The 16,608-nt window shown below is 71.8% G+C and carries 15 protein-coding genes; 8 read left to right on the top strand and 7 right to left on the bottom strand.

The window, feature by feature from the left end; translation table 11 throughout:
- Window positions 1-26 precede the first annotated feature (26 nt).
- On the top strand, window positions 27-1,241 hold the full coding sequence (locus AC5L38_RS39200; protein WP_495247877.1) for a hypothetical protein: 1,215 nt from the start codon (window positions 27-29) through the stop codon (window positions 1,239-1,241).
- Here the strand turns inward: AC5L38_RS39200 and AC5L38_RS39195 are convergent.
- The 3 genes from AC5L38_RS39195 to AC5L38_RS39185 form a co-directional block, all read right to left on the bottom strand.
- Complete coding sequence (locus AC5L38_RS39195; protein WP_495247876.1) at window positions 1,231-2,013, bottom strand: hypothetical protein; 783 nt, start codon at window positions 2,011-2,013, stop codon at window positions 1,231-1,233. The genes AC5L38_RS39200 and AC5L38_RS39195 overlap by 11 nt on opposite strands.
- An 869-nt stretch (window positions 2,014-2,882) precedes the next feature.
- Window positions 2,883-3,659 carry a hypothetical protein gene (locus AC5L38_RS39190; RefSeq protein ID WP_495247875.1) on the bottom strand — a complete coding sequence of 259 codons (777 nt, stop codon included), beginning with the start codon at window positions 3,657-3,659 and terminating at the stop codon, window positions 2,883-2,885.
- Complete coding sequence (locus AC5L38_RS39185; protein ID WP_495247874.1) at window positions 3,656-4,303, bottom strand: hypothetical protein; 648 nt, start codon at window positions 4,301-4,303, stop codon at window positions 3,656-3,658. The genes AC5L38_RS39190 and AC5L38_RS39185 overlap by 4 nt, the downstream gene beginning before the upstream one ends.
- 177 nt (window positions 4,304-4,480) lie before the next feature.
- Here AC5L38_RS39185 and AC5L38_RS39180 point away from each other — a divergent pair, with 177 nt between their 5' ends.
- The 4 genes from AC5L38_RS39180 to AC5L38_RS39165 all read left to right on the top strand — a co-directional run bounded on the left by AC5L38_RS39180 (window position 4,481) and on the right by AC5L38_RS39165 (window position 11,813).
- Window positions 4,481-6,424: a hypothetical protein gene (locus AC5L38_RS39180; protein ID WP_495247873.1), complete on the top strand. Its 1,944-nt coding sequence runs from the start codon at window positions 4,481-4,483 to the stop codon at window positions 6,422-6,424.
- A 263-nt stretch (window positions 6,425-6,687) separates the two neighbouring features.
- On the top strand, window positions 6,688-9,660 hold the full coding sequence (locus AC5L38_RS39175) for an ATP-binding protein (RefSeq protein ID WP_495247872.1): 2,973 nt from the start codon (window positions 6,688-6,690) through the stop codon (window positions 9,658-9,660).
- 160 nt (window positions 9,661-9,820) lie between these two features.
- The gene (locus AC5L38_RS39170; RefSeq protein ID WP_495247871.1) at window positions 9,821-11,107 is read left to right on the top strand and encodes a MurT ligase domain-containing protein; all 1,287 of its coding nucleotides are present in this window, start codon (window positions 9,821-9,823) and stop codon (window positions 11,105-11,107) included.
- On the top strand, window positions 11,097-11,813 hold the full coding sequence (locus AC5L38_RS39165) for a type 1 glutamine amidotransferase (RefSeq protein WP_495247870.1): 717 nt from the start codon (window positions 11,097-11,099) through the stop codon (window positions 11,811-11,813). The genes AC5L38_RS39170 and AC5L38_RS39165 overlap by 11 nt, the downstream gene beginning before the upstream one ends.
- Before the next feature lie 170 nt (window positions 11,814-11,983).
- On the opposite strand, the gene AC5L38_RS39160 is transcribed toward AC5L38_RS39165, so the two are convergent.
- Window positions 11,984-12,346, bottom strand: coding sequence for a DsrE family protein (locus AC5L38_RS39160; protein ID WP_495247869.1), 363 nt, complete (start codon window positions 12,344-12,346; stop codon window positions 11,984-11,986).
- A 67-nt stretch (window positions 12,347-12,413) separates the two neighbouring features.
- Here AC5L38_RS39160 and AC5L38_RS39155 point away from each other — a divergent pair, with 67 nt between their 5' ends.
- The 3 genes from AC5L38_RS39155 (at window position 12,414) to AC5L38_RS39145 (ending at window position 14,578) form a co-directional block, all read left to right on the top strand.
- On the top strand, window positions 12,414-12,923 hold the full coding sequence (locus AC5L38_RS39155) for a heme-binding beta-barrel domain-containing protein (RefSeq protein WP_495247868.1): 510 nt from the start codon (window positions 12,414-12,416) through the stop codon (window positions 12,921-12,923).
- 86 nt (window positions 12,924-13,009) lie between these two features.
- On the top strand, window positions 13,010-13,315 hold the full coding sequence (locus tag AC5L38_RS39150; protein WP_495247867.1) for a DUF2470 domain-containing protein: 306 nt from the start codon (window positions 13,010-13,012) through the stop codon (window positions 13,313-13,315).
- Window positions 13,316-13,642: 327 nt separating this feature from the next.
- Window positions 13,643-14,578 carry an NAD(P)-dependent oxidoreductase gene (locus tag AC5L38_RS39145; protein WP_495247866.1) on the top strand — a complete coding sequence of 312 codons (936 nt, stop codon included), beginning with the start codon at window positions 13,643-13,645 and terminating at the stop codon, window positions 14,576-14,578.
- Window positions 14,579-15,275: 697 nt separating this feature from the next.
- Here the strand turns inward: AC5L38_RS39145 and AC5L38_RS39140 are convergent.
- From AC5L38_RS39140 to AC5L38_RS39130, 3 genes are read right to left on the bottom strand one after another with little or no spacing between them, the layout of a single operon-like run.
- Window positions 15,276-15,725, bottom strand: coding sequence for a DUF6941 family protein (locus tag AC5L38_RS39140; RefSeq protein WP_495247865.1), 450 nt, complete (start codon window positions 15,723-15,725; stop codon window positions 15,276-15,278).
- Complete coding sequence (locus AC5L38_RS39135; RefSeq protein WP_495247864.1) at window positions 15,725-16,138, bottom strand: helix-turn-helix domain-containing protein; 414 nt, start codon at window positions 16,136-16,138, stop codon at window positions 15,725-15,727. The genes AC5L38_RS39140 and AC5L38_RS39135 overlap by 1 nt, the downstream gene beginning before the upstream one ends.
- Before the next feature lie 30 nt (window positions 16,139-16,168).
- The gene (locus AC5L38_RS39130; protein ID WP_495247863.1) at window positions 16,169-16,528 is read right to left on the bottom strand and encodes a type II toxin-antitoxin system RelE/ParE family toxin; all 360 of its coding nucleotides are present in this window, start codon (window positions 16,526-16,528) and stop codon (window positions 16,169-16,171) included.
- Window positions 16,529-16,608: the final 80 nt, after the last annotated feature.

The following is a 16,608-nucleotide window of genomic DNA, read 5'->3' as shown; positions in this document are numbered from 1 at the left end:
CCTCGCTTTCCGCGGCCTCGCTGCCCATGCACACCCTCAGGATCTTCGGTGCCTGCGCCCTGTCGCTGATCCTGTGGTTCTCGGCGGGCAAGGCGGTCCGGGGGCTGCTGATGCTGGCCGCCAGCGAGGTCTCCCACGGTGACTACAAGCAGGTGCGGCTCGTCATCACGATGTTCGTCTTCACGTTGATCGTGCTGAACGAGCTCGTCGTGATGGTCGGCATGCTGCACTCGGTACGCGGGGCGCTGCGGGAGATCCGGGCGCGACGCCAGGGCGGCGAGGCGGACGAGAGCATGTTCGGCGCGCTGAACCGTGCCACGCTGGTCTTCGCCACCATCTACCTCGCCTGGAGCTTCCAGAACGCGGACGCCAGGGAGTTCATCGCCGTCGACACCGCGAGGCGGGTCGACCAGGACTTCGCGACGAGTCTCGCGGGCGGCGAGATCGAGGGCGGCACCGGGCTCTCCACGCTGGACGTGCGGGTCTCCATCGGGGTCGCCGTGGTCGCGTACCTGCTCAAGTCGCTGTTCAGCTGGTGGCACGTGAACGGCAAGGTCAGGGGCAGCGGCGTGTTCGCGACCTTCTTCGAGCTCGCCTTCGCCTTCTACAGCATCAACGCCCTGTTCGCCTTGGCCGACGCGCGGAAGGACTGGCTGGACCACCGGGCCGTCGTGGCCACGGCCAGGGACTGGGCGGAGCAGGCGGGCGAGGCCGTGCCGTGGTGGAAGCCCTTCTGGGACGCGGTCGGGCACGTCTGGCCCCATGTGATCGACGGCCTGTTCGTCCCGCTCACCTGGCTGACGGTCGCCTCGCTCGTCTACGGGGCCTTCGCCGAGGACACCCGGGCCGTCGTACGGGGAACCAGGCTCGACAACGTGGCCACCCGGATGGAGCGGACGCACAACCTCACCCAGACCACGATGACCCGTGCCACGGCCGGGTTCCAGGAGCGCTGGGTCCCCCCGGCGAACGCCTTCCGGCTCGCCGTCCGGGGCGGTCCCGCGCTGTTCGGTCTCTTCTGCCTCGGGTACGTCGGGATCAGGGTGGTCGCCGACTACGCGGACCGGGGCGTGCGGATGCTGATCGGCAACGAGGACCCGTTCGTCTGGCTCGCGCTGGCCGGGCCGGTGACGTTCTTCAGGGAGATGGTGGTGCTGACGCTGACCGTCTGCCTGCTGGCGGCCACGTTCGACATCGCGGCCACCCGCAGTCGTGAGGCGGGGGAGACCCTCACCGCCTGAAGCGCAGCACCTGGTCCTGGACGGGGTCCTTCTGCTCCGCGGCCTTCTTGAGGATGTCCTTCACGGACTCGTCCTCCACGACGTGGAACGTGGCGGGACGGACGTGGACCTCGACCTGCCCGGCCAGCTTCCTGGGCACCACGCTGACCATGTTGTAGGAGTAGGCGGTACCGACCTTGTGGTCCTTGACCTCGTCCGGCATGTCGTCGCTCTCGGGGAGGACCTTCCACACACGGCCGTCGGAATGCCTCATCTCGACCTGGGGATCACCACGCAGGCTGACGCCCTCGGCGTCCAGCGCGGTCCTCGTCACCTTGATCTTCAACCACTGCCGGTCGGCCTGGAGAGGTTTCTGGCCGGGCAGGCTGTCCACCTGCTCGACCGAGGCCTTCCACGACACGTGCATCAGCGTCATGGCGCCACCCGCCGCGACGGTGTAGATCCTGTCGGCGGGGTTGCCGGTCCTGTAGACGGTGTAGCCGTTCCACGTGGAGGCCACGATGCCGAGCCCCACGGCCACGATCGCCCCGCCGACCCGCAGCGCCGTACGACGGCTCCTCGCCGGTGCGGTCTCCTCCGCGGTCGCGGGGTTCGCCGAGGTCTCGGGAGTCCCCGGCGCGGGGTGTTCCCCGGGGGGCGCTTCGTTGGGGACGGCGGCGGGGGCGGCCGCCGTTCCGATTCCGGTGGTGGAGGGTCTGGGCAGTGGAGGCCCGGCGACGGAGGGGAACGGCTGGGTCGAGGCTCCCGGCGGCTCCTCCGCCGGCTCCTCCACGGGCGGCTTCGGTGGCCAGACCTGTTCGTCCGGGAACGTCCGCAGGGGACCGGGCGTCCACTGACCGGCACCGCCCAAAGGTCGCGGGCGCTGGGGCGGGGTGGGGCGGCTCCTGGCCTGAGGGGCGGGGGCCTGGGCGGGAGGTACGGCGGGAGGACCGGGGGCCGGGGCGGGTGGCGCGGCGGGCCGGAAGGCGGGGGACGGCTGCGCTGGGGCGGGGAACCCCTGCCCGGCGCGGCGATTCCCGGGCTCGGGCGGGTTCAGCCGCCGGGCCCGGGGCAGGGCGGGCCGTTCCGGATTCTGCGCGGCACGCGTCCGGTGGGCCGCGGGAGGTTCCGCGTGACGTCCGCGAGGTTGCGTGGGCGCGTCGTCGCCGGGACCCGGTGGTGTCGGGTGCTCGCCGATGGGGCCGGGAGCGGGCGGTGCCGGGTGCTCGCCGGCAGGGCCGGGACCGGGCGGTATCGGGTGCTCGCGGGTAGGGCCGGGGCCCGGGGGTACCGGCCAGGTGCCGAGGGTGGTGGGCCAGGGACTGCCTCGGTAGGGATCGTGAGACGGCGTGGCGGAGTCGCCTTCCGGGGCGAACCGGTCCTGTGCGGGCCGGTTCGTCCCCACAGGCCCGTTCTCCCCTGCGGGCCGCCGAGGTTCCCCTGCGGGCCAGGGCTCCCCGACGGGCCGAGGTTCCCCCGTGGGCAGGGGTCCCTCTGCGGGCCAGGGCTCCCCGATGGGCCGAGGTTCCCCCGTGGGCCGGGGCTCGCGTGGGGACCGTTCCTCTCCCACGAGCGGTTCCTCCCTCGTGAGAGGTTCCTCCCGTGAGGCGAACCAGTCGCGGCCCTGCTCGTTCTCGGGGCCTCCCCGGTGTGGCGTCCCCATCAGTTCCTGCTCGCCAACTCGTAGACGTCCTTCGCGGTGGAGGTCAGCCGCCGCGCGGCCGCCTCGTCCAGGCCCAGGTCTATCTCGATCTCGGGCGCGTTCGGCTCGACGATGAAACCGGATGGGGGGGCGAGCTGGATCCGCGAGTCCGCGAGCTCGCCGGGCGGGATCTCGAAGACCGTCACGCCCTCGGTCCACCAGCCCGGCTGGATGTAGGGATGGGTGATGGTCGACATCGGGTCCACCCTGTCGGAGGCCACGTAACGGTGCCCGCCGCCCGTCAGCAACCGGGGAGGCCCCAGTTGCTGCGGCTCCCAGGTCGCCGTGGCGCCCACCTCGACGATGACGAAGATCCCCTTGGCGGTCACCCGCTCCTGCTCGCCGCGGGTGTTCTTGGACGCGACGGCCTTGGCCGCGTGCACCGCCTTGACCCGTGCGGAGATCCGGGAGCCGGTGACCTCCTCGTTGATGTCGCCGGTCCAGGTGAGAGGCGCGTCGTGGTCGGCGATCCCCGAGCCGAACGCCTGCAGTCCCACGGCCGAGGCCGCCAGCGCGATCCCGGCCAGCACGGCACCGGCGGTGCGCCACCGGCTCGGCGGCGCGGCGGTCCTGCGGCGGGCGGGGGCCCCGGAACGGGAGCGGGAGCGCGGTTCGCGCCGGGGACGGGCCTCGGGCTGGGGACCGGCCTCGGGCCGCGAAGGGGGCCCGGACCGCGGACGGGTCTCGGGCCCGGAGTGGGGGCGGGTCTCGGGCCGGGGGTGGGAGGGGAGGTTCACGAGCGCGTTCCCTTCGGCACGACGGGCAGCGTGACCTGGGCCGTCACCACGGGCTTCGCCTTGCCCGCCTCGGTCTCCGTCACCAGGAACCAGCCCGGCGTCAGGGTGATCCCGTCACGCCACTCGTACTTGCCGACGTCGATCGTCAGCTGCTTGGGAGCCCGCTGCCCGTCCTCCAGCTCGTACTTGATCACGACGCTGGTCGGCAGGGCCGGGTGGAGTTGCGTGCTCTCGCCGCCTCCGGTGGGGGAGAACACCGACGCGCCGTACTTGCCCTTGATCGCCGGGGTGATCTTGACCAGGGACGAGCCGAGGGATCCGCCGCCCAGGCCGCCCTCGTAGGGCAGTCCCGTGATCGCGGTCTCGTCGCCCTTGTTGACGACCCGGAGCTCGATCTCCAGGAAACGCTTGGGCGGGCTTCCGAACAGGCCGGGCTCGCTCAGGGTGCGGGACCCGACGAACGTGGTCGTGAACTGTTCCTGGTCCACGGTCGCGCCCTGGCCGAGCCGCTTGGGAGGCTTCTCGGGTGCCGTGGCGAAACCGCCGGCGGCGGCGGTGACTCCCAGGCCGGCGATCATCACCAGGGCGACGAGCGGGACCGCGATGGGGCGCCGTCTGGTGGGACCCTCGGAAGGGGGAGTCATGAGAAACGATGTTAATCGCTGACGTCCGTCCCATCCGACTCATCTGTCCCTTAAGTACTGGTGAACCTGGGGAAAATACAGCGGATTGACGGGAACGCTGCCCGAATATGATGTCGAACTCTTACGCTGTCTCCGAGGCTTTTCGATGAGCCCGATGGCGGAGGTTCCGTGGCGGACGTGCATCCAGAGCATGCGCAGCTCCAGGCGGACCGGATCTACCTGGGCTGGCAGTACGCCTTGTTGCACCCTGATCCGGGTCCGGCTCCCAAGCGACCCTCGCCGGTCGAGAATCCCCCCGAGCCGATCGACCCCGAGTGGGTGCGCAGGGAACGCCTCAACGAGGACCTCCTGAACCGGCCGGTCAAGATCGTCCGTGGGTTCATGGCCGCGCTCGCCACCCTGATCCTCGTCCTCGGTCTCACCGAGATGCTCAGCTGGTCGTTCGCCGCCGTCGGGGTGATCGCCGCGGGAGGCATCGCGGCGTTCTGCAGCTACGCCGTCCACCAGGGCGACCGGGCCGTACGCCACCGCATCAGGGAGCGCGAGGCCGCCGGAGACCGGCTGCGGGAGGAACGTGACAGGGAGCTCTTCCTCGCCCAGGAGGAGCACGCCGCCCGTTACCGGGAGTGGGCCGAGAAGAAGGAGCGCCACGACCGCCAGCTGACCTGGTACGCGGTGGCGGTGCCCGACGAGATCGACCGGATCGACGTGGCCGGGGGCACGCTGCCCGGCTGGTCGGCGCTGATCACCCTGCTCGGCGCGACCCGCCTCTACAGCGGCGGCCACCTGACCGTGCTCGACCTGTCCGAGGGCGCGATCGCCAAGGACCTGATCGAGCTCGCGCGCAGGGGCGGCGACGACCCGCTGGTCTGGGTGCTGCCGGTCGACCTGCCCCGGCTCGACCTGGGCGCCACGCTGGCCCCGGAGGCCTTCGCCGACGTCCTCGCCCACGTCGTGAGCGTCAGCGAGGAGCACCGTTCGACCAGGGACCTGTCGTTCGACAACGCCATCCTGGAGCGGGTCCTGGAGGTTCTCGGCGAGAGCGCCACGATCAACCAGGTCACCGCCGCCCTGCGCGCCCTGGCCCAGGTCGGCGACCCCCGCGAGGACCTGCGGTACGGCCTGATCACCGCCACCCAGCTGGAGCGGATCGGCACGCTGTTCGGCCGGGGCGTCAGCGACCGGGTGGTGATCGAGCGGGCGTGGGCGCTGGAGTCGCAGCTGCGCAAGCTGGAGACCCTCGGCTCCGAGGCGGTGCGCCTGCCGCCCGCGCGCCTGCGGGTCGTGTCGATGGACCGCCAGGCGGGCGTGTTCGGCAACCGCGTCCTCGGCACGTACGTGGCCACGGCGCTCACCCACATCCTGCGCCAGTCGCCCGCCTCCGAGCGGCCCTGGTACCACACGATCATCGTCGCGGGCGCGGACAAGCTCCGCGGTGACGTGCTCGACCGGCTGATGGACGCCTGCGAGACCTCCAGGACCGGCCTCGTGCTCACCTACCGGGCGCTCACCCCGACCGTGCGGGAGCGGCTCGGGCGCGGGCACGCGGCGGTGACGTTCATGCGGCTCGGCAACGCCGAGGACGCCCGGGTCGCCAGCGAGCACGTGGGCACCGAGCACCGGCTGGAGCTCGCCCAGCTCACCGAGACGATCAGCGCCGCCGGGGCCGGGATGGACGGCGGCTACGTCTCCACGGTCGGCCAGGCCGAGGAGGGTGACGAGGAACGCGACGTGAGCCACGCGGACCTCAAGGAGGACATCACCGAGTCCACCGAGTGGGGCCGCCGCGCGACCAAGGCGATGGGGGAGACCGAGCGGGTGTTGCACCGCTCCAGGGAGTTCCTCGTCGAGCCCCACCAGCTCCAGCAGCTTCCCACCACCTCGGTGATCGTCACCGACGCCACCGCCGACGGCCGCAGGGTCCGCCTCGCCGACGCCAACCCGGCCATACTGACCTTCCCCAAGACGACGCTGGGCGAGTTCGACGAGATCAAGGAAGCCGCGCTGGACCACGGGCGGCAGGAGGAGAGGAAGGCGGAGCCGCGGGCGTCGAGCGCGTTCGAGGACGCGCCGCCCAACCTCGGCCCGCCCCCGGCCAGGCTCGACTGGCGCCGCCGCTGATGAGGACCCGGCCGACGCGGGTTCGGGGGGGTGAAGGTCCGGGTGAAGACCGTTCGGGCGTCATTCTCACCTGATACGTCAACGAGCCGTTCGTATGTCGTAATGGGATGGTCAATGCCGGGGTGCGAGCCCCGAGTCAGGTTCGACCGTGGTTGCGGGGGTGACCTACCCTCGATCTCGATCATGCGTCGGCCGGTACGACGGAGCGATCCGTGAAGCGTCAACCCTCCGGCCTGGAGCCGGGTCCCCCGGGTGGAGACCAAATGCAGCCAAGTGTGTCCCGTCCGCCCAATGCCCTGACCGGTCCCTGGTACAGAATCCAGGCGATCACGGCGCCCTCGCGCAGCTCCTCCGCCGAGTGGGACTTCGTCACCGTCCTGCCCGCCGTACTCTCCACGGCCCAGCGCAACCGGCCCTTCGTGGTCGGCTGGCTCTCGCGCGGGTCCGGCGCCCCGCTGGAGCTGATCACCAACGCGGGGCCGCTCACCCCGCCGCGCCCGCCCCGCAGGGCCGCCACCGAGGCCGAGCACGCCCCCGGCGGTCCCGAGCCGCTGCTGTTCCCCAGCGGCGCCCGCGGCGTCCGGATCGGCGACGAGTGGCTCCGCGACCTGTCCGACCTCGCCTGGACCGTCTGCCCGGGACGGCAGGCCCCGCCGCTGGGCGGTCGCCGCGAGCCGGACGCCGACGAGATCAGGCGGCCCACGCTCTTCGAGTCGACGCTGGTCACGCTCATGTCCCGGCCGTTCGCCTGGCTGGTGGTGGCCGAGCAGACCGACCTGCTCGACGCCGAGGTCGCGCACCTGCGCACCCAGCTCAACGTGCTGCGGCAGTACGGCGACGCCTCCGAGCGCTCCCGCTACGACGCCGAGCGGGCCGAGCGGCGCATGCAGGAGCTGGACGCCTTCCGCGAGGCCGGGCTCTGGAACGTCCGGGTGCTCGCCGGGGCCGCCGGGCCCGAGGAGCTGCGCCAGATCGCCCCGGTGCTCGTCGGCTCCGCCGAGATGAGCCACCACCCCTACCGCCTGCGCAGCGCGCTGTCGGGGCCCGTCTACGGCTTCGCCGAGGCGCTGGCCACCACCCTGCAGGACCCGGCGGACGGCGCGGCCTCCCCGTTCGCGGCCACCGCCGGGGCCCTCGCCGCCCTCGCCGGGCTGCCGCACCGGGAGGTGCCGGGGGTGCGTGTCCTCGACGCGGGCTTCTTCGACGTGACCAGCGAGGCGGACACCGTGCCCGGCGCGCTCACCGTCGAGCTCGGGTCCATCCTCGACGGCCAGGACAGGCCGGTCGGCTCGTTCAAGGTGCCGCTGGCCACCCTCAACCGGCACGCGTTCGTCACCGGCGCCACCGGCTCGGGCAAGTCCCAGACCGTCAGGCACCTGCTGGAGCAGCTCACCGGCGCGGGCATCCCGTGGCTGGCCATCGAGCCCGCCAAGTCCGAGTACGCCTCGATGGGCGGCCGGATCGAGCACCTCGCCCCGGTGACCGTGATCAACCCGTCGGCCCCGGAGAGCGTGCCGTTCAGCGTCAACCCGCTCGCCCCCGAGCCCGGCTACCCGGTCCAGGCGCACATCGACATGGTCCGCGCGCTGTTCATGGCGGCCTTCGACGCCGAGGAGCCGTTCCCGCAGATCATGTCGCTCGCCCTGCAGCGGGTGTACGAGGCCAACGGCTGGGACGTGGTCACCGGCTGGGCGGCCCCGGGTGCCGCGGTCCGGCCCGCCGTGCCGACCCTCGAACAGCTCCAGCGGCACGCGATGGACGTGATCAAGGAGATCGGCTACGGCCGGGAGGTCCAGGCCGACGTGGAGGGCTTCATCTCGCTGCGGCTGCGGTCGCTGCGGGTGGGCTCCGCGGGCCGGTTCTTCGAGGGCGGGCACCCCGCCGACATCGGCGACCTGCTCCAGCGCAACGTGGTGCTCGCGATCGAGGACGTCGCCAACGACGAGGACAAGGCGTTCCTGATGGGGACCCTGATCATCCGGATCGTGGAGCACCTGCGGATGCGGGCCAGGAAGGAGCGCAGCAGCGGGCTCAAGCACGTCATCGTGATCGAGGAGGCGCACCGGCTGCTCCGCGACCGGGGCGCGGGGCGGGCCAGCACGCACGCCGTCGAGCTCCTGGCGGGCATGCTCGCTGAGATCCGCGCGTACGGCGAGGGCATCGTGGTCGCCGAGCAGATCCCCACGAAGCTCGTCTCCGACGTGGTGAAGAACACCGCGCTGAAGGTCATCCACCGGCTCCCCGCCGAGGACGACCGCCAGCTGGTCGGCGCGGCGACGAACCTGAGCGAGGAGCAGTCCCGGCAGGTCGTCTCGCTCCCGCCCGGCGTCGCCGCGGTCTTCGCCGACGGCATGGACCGGCCGCTGCGCATCCAGGTCCCGCTGGGCGAGGACCGCGAGCGCCCGGTCCCCGGCCACATGCCGCCCATCTGCGGGCGCCGGTCGGCGGCCTGCGGGCAGGAGTGCCGCACCGGCCGGGCGTGCACGCTGGTCGAGCTGCGCGAGGCGGACCTGCTGGCCGGGGCGCCCGAGTGGGCCTGGCTGCGGATCTGGGCCGACACGCTGGTGCTGGCGTTCTGTACCAACCGGCCGGTGCCCGGGGTGCCCAGGGCGCTGGCCGACCTCTGGGCGGACATCCCGCCGCGCCGGCGCGAGTGCCTGCTGGCCACGGCGGTGGAGCGCTGCGTGGGCCGCCGCGCGTGGTCGCTGCGCACCGTCAGCGACCCGGCCAAGCTGACCGAGCAGGTCGCCACGGTCGCGACCAGGCTGCTGGGCCCCGACCGCGACCCCGGCGAGCGGCCGGGGCCCGCCTGGGTCATCCCGCAGGTGCGGTGGCTGCACGAGGTGGACAGGCTCTTCCCGCACGGCCAGCCCGCGCCCAACCCGCGCGGCTCCGCGCCGGTGATGGAGTACGCCCTGTTCAACCGTCCCGCGGGCGGCACCGAGCTGCTCGGCCACCGGGCCAAGGCGCTCCGCCACCACCCGCTGTCCATGGAGGTCGACAGGAACAGGGAGCTGGCCTGGCGGGTGATCCTCGGTGACGACGAGCGCGAGAGCGTGGAGCGCGACATCCTCACGGTCACCATCGGCGTCGACCCGGCCGACCGGCTCCGGCACGTCTCCCAGACCATGGGGGCCGGCTGGCTGGAGAGCGTGCTGTCGTGGCCGCACCGGTTCGTGCTGCCCTTCGACGCCGACTCGCCGGAGCCCGCGGAGCTCGCCTTCGCCGAGCAGTGAGGACGGCGTGGCGAGGGGTATGCGTGACGTGCCGCCGGGGGTTACGGTGCCGAAGCAGGGCTAAGATCTGCGGCATGAACGATTCGGTGATTCCGGTCCCGCGGCCGGGCCGGTCGGCCGCCGGGTCGTCCCGCGACGGGTCGCCAAGCGAGGAGACGGCATGACTCAGCTTCCGCTGCGGGCGCAGCTCGCCACCGCTCTCGGCCGGACGGCCGCCACCCTGTCCCGGGTCACCGGGCGCGGAGACGGATCGGTGATCGGGGGCCGGGTCAGCCTGGTCCTGGAGCCCGACCTGCTGCGCAAGCTCGCGCACGACCGCAAGCTCGCGCTGGTGAGCGCGACCAACGGCAAGACCACGACGACCCGCCTGATCACCTCCGCCCTGTCGGAGCTCGGCGACGTCGCCACCAACGCCTTCGGCGCCAACATGCCCGCCGGGCACGTCTCGGCGCTGTCGTCGGCCAAGCACGCCCCGTACGGCGTGCTGGAGGTCGACGAGAAGTACCTGCCCGAGGTGATCGACACCACCGGTGCCGGGGTCGTCTGCCTGATGAACCTCAGCCGCGACCAGATGGACCGGGCGGGCGAGATCTGGCTGCTCGCCCAGAAGTGGCGGCGGGCGCTGGCCGGCAAGAACACGCACGTGATCGCCAACGCCGACGACCCGCTGGTCGCCTGGGGCGCCTCCACCGCGGCCTCGGTCACCTGGGTGTCGGCCGGGCAGCCGTGGAAGGAGGACTCCTGGTGCTGCCCCGAGTGCGGCGGCCCCCTCGACCGCAAGGGCATGGAGTACGTCCCGCCCGGCAGCGCCGGCGCCGGTGCCCCCTCGCAGGCGGGAGAGAACGACTGGGCCTGCCGCGAGTGCACCTTCCGGCGGCCCGAGCCGTCCTGGGTCCTCGACGACGACGCCGTGATCGACCCGCGCGGGCGGCGCTGGGTGCTCGACATCCAGCTTCCCGGACGCGCCAACCGGGCCAACGCGGCGATCGCGCTGGCCACCGCCGAGGTGTTCGGCCTGCCCGTCGACCGGGCGCTTCCCCGGCTGCGCGAGGTCAGGTCGGTCGCCGGCCGCTACACCACGGTGGAGCGCGACGGGCGGCACGCCCGGCTGCTGCTCGCCAAGAACCCGGCCGGATGGCTGGAGGCGTTCGACGTGCTCGACTCCTCGCTCCCGGTGATCCTGTCGGTCAACGCCCAGGGGCCCGACGGCCGTGACACCTCATGGCTGTGGGACGTCGACTACCGCGTGCTGCGCGGCAGGCCGGTCTTCGTGGCCGGTGAGCGGCGGCTCGACCTCGCACTCCGGCTGGACGTGGCGGACGTGCCGTTCCAGCTGGCGGACTCGTTCGAGCAGGCGCTCGCCGCGCAGCCGCCGGGCAAGGTCGACGTGATCGCCAACTACACCGCCTTCCAGCAGATCCGATCGGAGTTCGGTCGTGCAGTCTGACAGCGCCCTGCGCCTTGTCTGGATCTATCCGGACCTACTGAGCACGTACGGCGACCAGGGCAACGTCCTGGTCCTGGAGCAGCGCGCCCAGCGCCGGGGCATCCCGGTCGAGACCGTGCACGTGCGCTCGGCCGACCCGGTTCCCGAGGGCGGCGACATCTACCTCATCGGCGGCGGTGAGGACCGGCCGCAGATCCTGGCCTCGGAAAGGCTCCGGCGCGACGGCGGCCTGCACCGGGCCGTCCAGCGGGGCGCGGCCCTGCTGGCCGTGTGCGCGGGTTACCAGATCATCGGCACCACGTTCGGCGGCGAGGAGGGCCAGCCGGTCGACGGCATCGGCCTGATCGACATCTCCAGCGGGCGCGGCCAGGGCCGGGCCGTCGGCGAGCTGGCGGGGGAGGCGGACCCGGCGCTCGGCATCCCGACGCTGACCGGCTTCGAGAACCACATGGGCGTCACCCGGCTCGGGGCCGGGATCCGGCCGCTGGCGCGTACGGCGGTCGGCACGGGCAACGGCGACGGCACCGAGGGCTGCTACACCGGCAAGGTCGTCGGCACCTACCTGCACGGTCCCGCGCTCGCCCGCAACCCCGGGCTCGCCGACCTGCTGCTCACCTGGGCGGTGGGTGCCCAGCTGCCGCCGATCGACGACACCTGGTTCGACCGTCTCCGCGGGGAGCGTCTGGCCGCGGTGCTGCCCCACTGATCACGGGCGGTCCCGCCGAGTCTCCCCTGTGAAGGCGTCCGGCCGCCGGGGACGTCCCGCCGGGGACGGGGCGTCCCGGCCGCGCGGGAAGTGCGAAACCGGCTGCCCGGCCTCGCCGGGCGGCCGGTGGCTCGACGGCCGCGGGCTCGGCGGGCGGTGTTCCGGCGGTCTCAGTAGACGAGGGCCTGGACGCCCTCGCCCAGCACCTCTTCCACGAAGGTGGGGGCGCCCGCGATGCGGATGCCCTCGATCACGTCGTCGACCGTGATGTCCCGCCGGGACGCGCACTGCGTGCACAGGGTCACCCTGCCCGCCGCGAGCACCGCGTCGAGCAGGTCGCCGAGCTGGGCCGCGTGCGGGAGGGTGAACTCCTTCGCCCGGCCGGGAAGGGCGAACCAGGCGGATTCGCCCGTCAGCCAGAGGGAGACGGGAACCCCGCTCGCCAACGCCGCCGCGGCCACCGTGAACGCCTGATTGCAGCGCTCAGGTGAGTCTTCGCCTGCGGTAACCTTGATCACCAGTGATCGTGCCATGCTCGAAGCCTATGCGGCCCGGCGTCACCGGCGCGAACCATACCCGAGCGGCTCTAGGCTCGTTTCCATGGACGTTCCCGAACTGCATCCCGATCTTGAGCCGATCGCCTTCCTCGTGGGCCGATGGGAAGGCGCCGGGGTCGGGGGATATCCGACGATCGAGAGTTTCAACTTCGGCCAGGAGATCGTCTTCGGTCACAACGGCAAGCCGTTCCTGACCTACACCAGCCGCACCTGGCTGCTCGACGAGGCGGGCGGCAAGGTCCGCCCGCTGAGCACGGAGACCGGTTTCTGGCGCCAGCTTCCGAACCGCCAGCTCGAGGTGTGCCTGTCACACCCCACGGGCATCGTGGAGATCTACGTCGGTGAGGTGGTCTTCAACAAGATCGAGCTTCAGACCGACGTGGTGGCCCGCACCGCGACCGCCAAGGAGTACACGGCGGGTCACCGCCTCTACGGGCTGGTCAACGGCAACCTGATGTGGGCGTACGACATGGCGGCCACGGGGCAGCAGCTCCAGTCGCACATCTCGGCCGAGCTCAAGCGGGTCGGTGACTTCGTACCCGACGTGGTGTGAGCTCCGCGCCCGGGGCGGGCGAGGTTCGTCCCCGACGCCGGGTGCCCGCGACGAGGTGAGGCGGGGGCGCTGGCTACCCTCTGAGCATGAGCACCCCCTTCACCCCCGACGTGGTCGAGGCCATCAAGCGCCACATGAACGACGACCACGCCGATGACGCGCTGCTGATCTGCAAAGGCCTCGGCGGGCAACCGGAGGCCACCGCCGCGACGACGACCGGCGTCGACGCCGAGGCGATCGAGTTCGCCGCCGTGGTCGGCGGGCGGGACGTCACGGTACGGGTTCCCTGGAGCGGCACGCTGACCGAACGCGCCCAGGTCCGCATGGAGGTCGTCCGCCTCTACCGTGACGCCTGCGCGGCCCTCGGAGTCCCGGCCCGCGGCGAGCACTGACCGGCTCTCGCCCGTTCTTCCCCCGTCCTTCACGCCGCGGATCCGGTGGGGTGGTGATCCGGCACGGACCGTGCCGTCCAGCCGGACGTGGGCCGAGGACCCCTTCCCGGCGAGGGCTTCTCCCCGACAGGGACCTTCCTCCCGCCGGGCGCTCCTCCCGCCGGGTCCCGCCGGGACTCTCCTCCGGCCGGGTCCCTTCTCCCCGCGGGAAACGGGAAACGGGAGGAGCCGGTGGGCCGGTTGATGACGGTCCGGTCACTGTCGAGACCGATCGTGATGTTCGTGGAAAGCTCCCAGATACCAAAATTTCCTGAAAAAGGAGGCGCGGTGAAACCACGAGCACTCGTACTGGCGCCGATGCGAGGTCAGGAGTGGAACCGCCTGCGAGAGCTGATCGACGTCCACTACGACCCGGCCGACCACCCTCCCCACCAGGCGGCCGAGCTCGCCCGGCAACTCTCGAACACCGGCGCGCGCATCCTCATCACCGAGTCCGACGAGGTCGCCGGCCCTGTCCTGGACCTTCCCCTGCTGGTGGTGGGCTGCGCCCGCAGCGAGGCGGGGAACGTGGACCTCCCGGCCGCCACGGCGAAGGGCATCCCCGTCGTCTGCGCCCCCGGACGCGACGCCGACGCGGTCGCCGAGCTCACCCTCGCCCTGATCCTCGCGGTGACCCGCCGGGTGGCGGTCGGCGACAGGGAGATCCGGCAGGGCATGGCCTCCTACCGGCGCCACCGCGCGTGGGAGCTCGCGGGCCGGACCGTCGGCCTGATCGGTTACGGGGCGGTCGGCCGCGCGGTGGCCTGGCGGATGAAGGGGCTGGGCATGCGCGTCATGGTTTACGACCCCGAGGCGGCGGAGAACCGGTACGGGCTCGACATCCTGCTGGCCCAGGCCGACGTCGTCTCCGTGCACGCCCCCGCGTCCACAGGCCGGTTGGTCGGGGCGGCGGAGTTCGCCGCGATGAAGCCCGGATCGATCTTCGTCAACACCGCGGACGCGGCCCTGCACGACATGGACGCGCTCGTCGGGGCCCTGAAGGCGGGCCGTCTCGGCGGCGCGGCCCTCGACCGGTTCGCCGGGGACCGGCTCGACCCGGCCCACCCGCTCGCCGACATGGACAACGTGGTGCTCACCCCTCACCTGGGCTCGGGGACCTACGACACCGAGATCAACCACACCCGGATGATCTGCGAGGACATCGTCAGGATCCTCGGCGGCGAGCGCCCGCTGCACTGCGCCAATCCCGGCTTCCAGGAGTGACGGCCGACGCGATCCCGCGGTGAGAAGGCGGTCCGGTGGGGAGAGATCGGTCTCGCGACGGGGACGTACCGCTCCGTGGAGCCCGTGAAGAGGGCGGTCCCGCCCGGGGGAGACGATCCCGGCGGCTTCCGGAGGGGGCCTCGCGGAAGCGGGATGATCGAGAGGAAAGGCCCTGGAAAGGGAAGAACCCCGGGCCACTTCCCCCTGCTCCGCAGGGGGGCCGGTGGACTACAGGCGGGATCGCCCGCCTCCGGCGGCCCGGGGTTCCGGTGATTGTCGTGGATTCGCCGAACGTCGCCAGACGCCCGGACAGAGTCCGGTCGCGGCGTCCTAGCGGACAGCCACCTCGCTAGCCCAACTATGAGCAACCATCGTTCGGACCACCTCCTTTCGGCGTGCCTGTACGTTATGAAACTCCGCGCCCCCAGGGCAAATGAATTTTCCCGCCCGTCACAAACCGCCGGATCCAGCCCTCTGACCGGCTCCGACGCGGCTCGACGAGGAACCGGCGGAGCGCCACACGACCGGCGCCGCTCGCCTGCGCGGCCGGCACCCGAACGAACGCCGGCACTTTCGGTACTGGATCAGTCGCCGAAAGTAAGGGACTTGCCATAGATGAATGGTGCCATCCATCTACAGGAAGTGAAGCCGGGGCAGGGCGGCGTGGCGGTCCGCAGGGAGCGGGTCGACGCCGAGGTCAAACGGGTTCTTCGGCGGGGAGGGCCGGGCGTATCGCGAAGTCGGCGCACGCCAGCTCCCGCCCGTCGACGTCCAGCTTCCACTCGTAGCGGCGACCGGCCTTCAGCTGGAACGGTGTGACACTGATGGCGAAGCTGCTGTGGATGTCGGTCATCCGGATGAAGTCGTCGGGGCCCGGCTCCTGGGTGACGCCGAACTCGCCTCGGTGCTCGACCGGGAAGCTCTCCCCGTCCCGCGCGGTGATCACTGGCTTGTCCTCGTCATCCACCAGCCGGAGAGTGAAAGGGCGCGGTGACGTCGCCTGCTCCCAGGGGATGCGGAGGAACACCGCGACCGTCATCGGAGGCGTGGAGGAGTCGGCCAGGGACCAGCCGGCGCCCAGCATGTGCATTTTGCCGGTCGCCTGGTCGCGTTGGGCCGAGTCGCACAGCACGATGAACGCCTGCACTACGCGGTCACCTTCCGCTCTCCGCCGATGCCACGCGTGGAGATCTCAAGTCCGGCGGCGAACGTGGTCTCCTTCGGGCCGTCCGTCGAGACGACGAACACGGGTGCCGCCTGCGTCGTCGCGCCGGTGACCACGGTTGAGCGGACCACGTGATGCACGGACGCCCCGACCGCCAGCGCGTAGCGTCGAACGGTCGACAGATGCGGGTCGCCACCCAGTCGCTCGAAGTCCGACACCGAGGGCTGGCTGCGGCCCATCCGCTCCGCGACCTGGGCCTGGGTGAGCCCCTGGGCTCTGCGAAGCTCTACGAGGCTCTCGATGAGTAGCATGTCGCGGTCGATGGCGGCGTTCTCCCGCCGGATGTCGGGATCGCTCAGATCGATGCCGAGCAGTTCGGCGACGTTGGGATCCATCACGGTCGACCTCCTCATATCGGCTTAACCTTATATTCTCCGCAGCCAGTCGGCCGGCCGCTTCCTGGCGAGCGCGATGACTCGATCTTGAGCACCCTGGCCCCCTTTCTTGTGGAAGGCCAGCCCCAGGAGTATGTGTTCCTCCTGCGGGCCGCGCGCGTAGTACAGGCGGTATTCGGTCCCCGTGTGGCTCAGCCGGGCTTCGTGGAGTCCTTTGCCCAGCGAGCCGATGTCGCGGGGCAGGTGTGTCCCGAACTGGATTCGTGACATCAACGCCCCAAGCTCCTTGAGGGGCGGCCCGCCTTCCAGGAGCTTGTGGATCTCTTTGCTGACCACCTGCTCCCCCGAGGCGGAGGCGTACAGCAGCCAGGTGGCCTTGGGCTTCTCCAACGCCTGCGCCCCCGTTTTCCGATGTGACAGCCGGAACAGGGCTGCCGAAGATATCCGCTCCGACCTCGGCTCCGCATGCG

The organism is Streptosporangium nanhuense (assembly GCF_059358815.1).
Note: the sequence above shows the minus strand (reverse complement) of the source record. Positions and strands in the feature narration are given on the sequence as shown.

Excerpts from the sequence above, each read along its gene's own strand:
- AC5L38_RS39160 (WP_495247869.1), bottom strand. The coding sequence starts at position 12,346 with ATGGCACGATCACTGGTGATCAAGGTTACCGCAGGCGAAGACTCACCT.
- AC5L38_RS39175 (WP_495247872.1), top strand. The coding sequence starts at position 6,688 with ATGCAGCCAAGTGTGTCCCGTCCGCCCAATGCCCTGACCGGTCCCTGG.
- AC5L38_RS39200 (WP_495247877.1), top strand. The coding sequence starts at position 27 with ATGCACACCCTCAGGATCTTCGGTGCCTGCGCCCTGTCGCTGATCCTG.
- AC5L38_RS39185 (WP_495247874.1), bottom strand. The coding sequence starts at position 4,303 with ATGACTCCCCCTTCCGAGGGTCCCACCAGACGGCGCCCCATCGCGGTC.
- AC5L38_RS39170 (WP_495247871.1), top strand. The coding sequence starts at position 9,821 with ATGACTCAGCTTCCGCTGCGGGCGCAGCTCGCCACCGCTCTCGGCCGG.
- AC5L38_RS39135 (WP_495247864.1), bottom strand. The coding sequence starts at position 16,138 with ATGGATCCCAACGTCGCCGAACTGCTCGGCATCGATCTGAGCGATCCC.
- AC5L38_RS39150 (WP_495247867.1), top strand. The coding sequence starts at position 13,010 with ATGAGCACCCCCTTCACCCCCGACGTGGTCGAGGCCATCAAGCGCCAC.
- AC5L38_RS39155 (WP_495247868.1), top strand. The coding sequence starts at position 12,414 with ATGGACGTTCCCGAACTGCATCCCGATCTTGAGCCGATCGCCTTCCTC.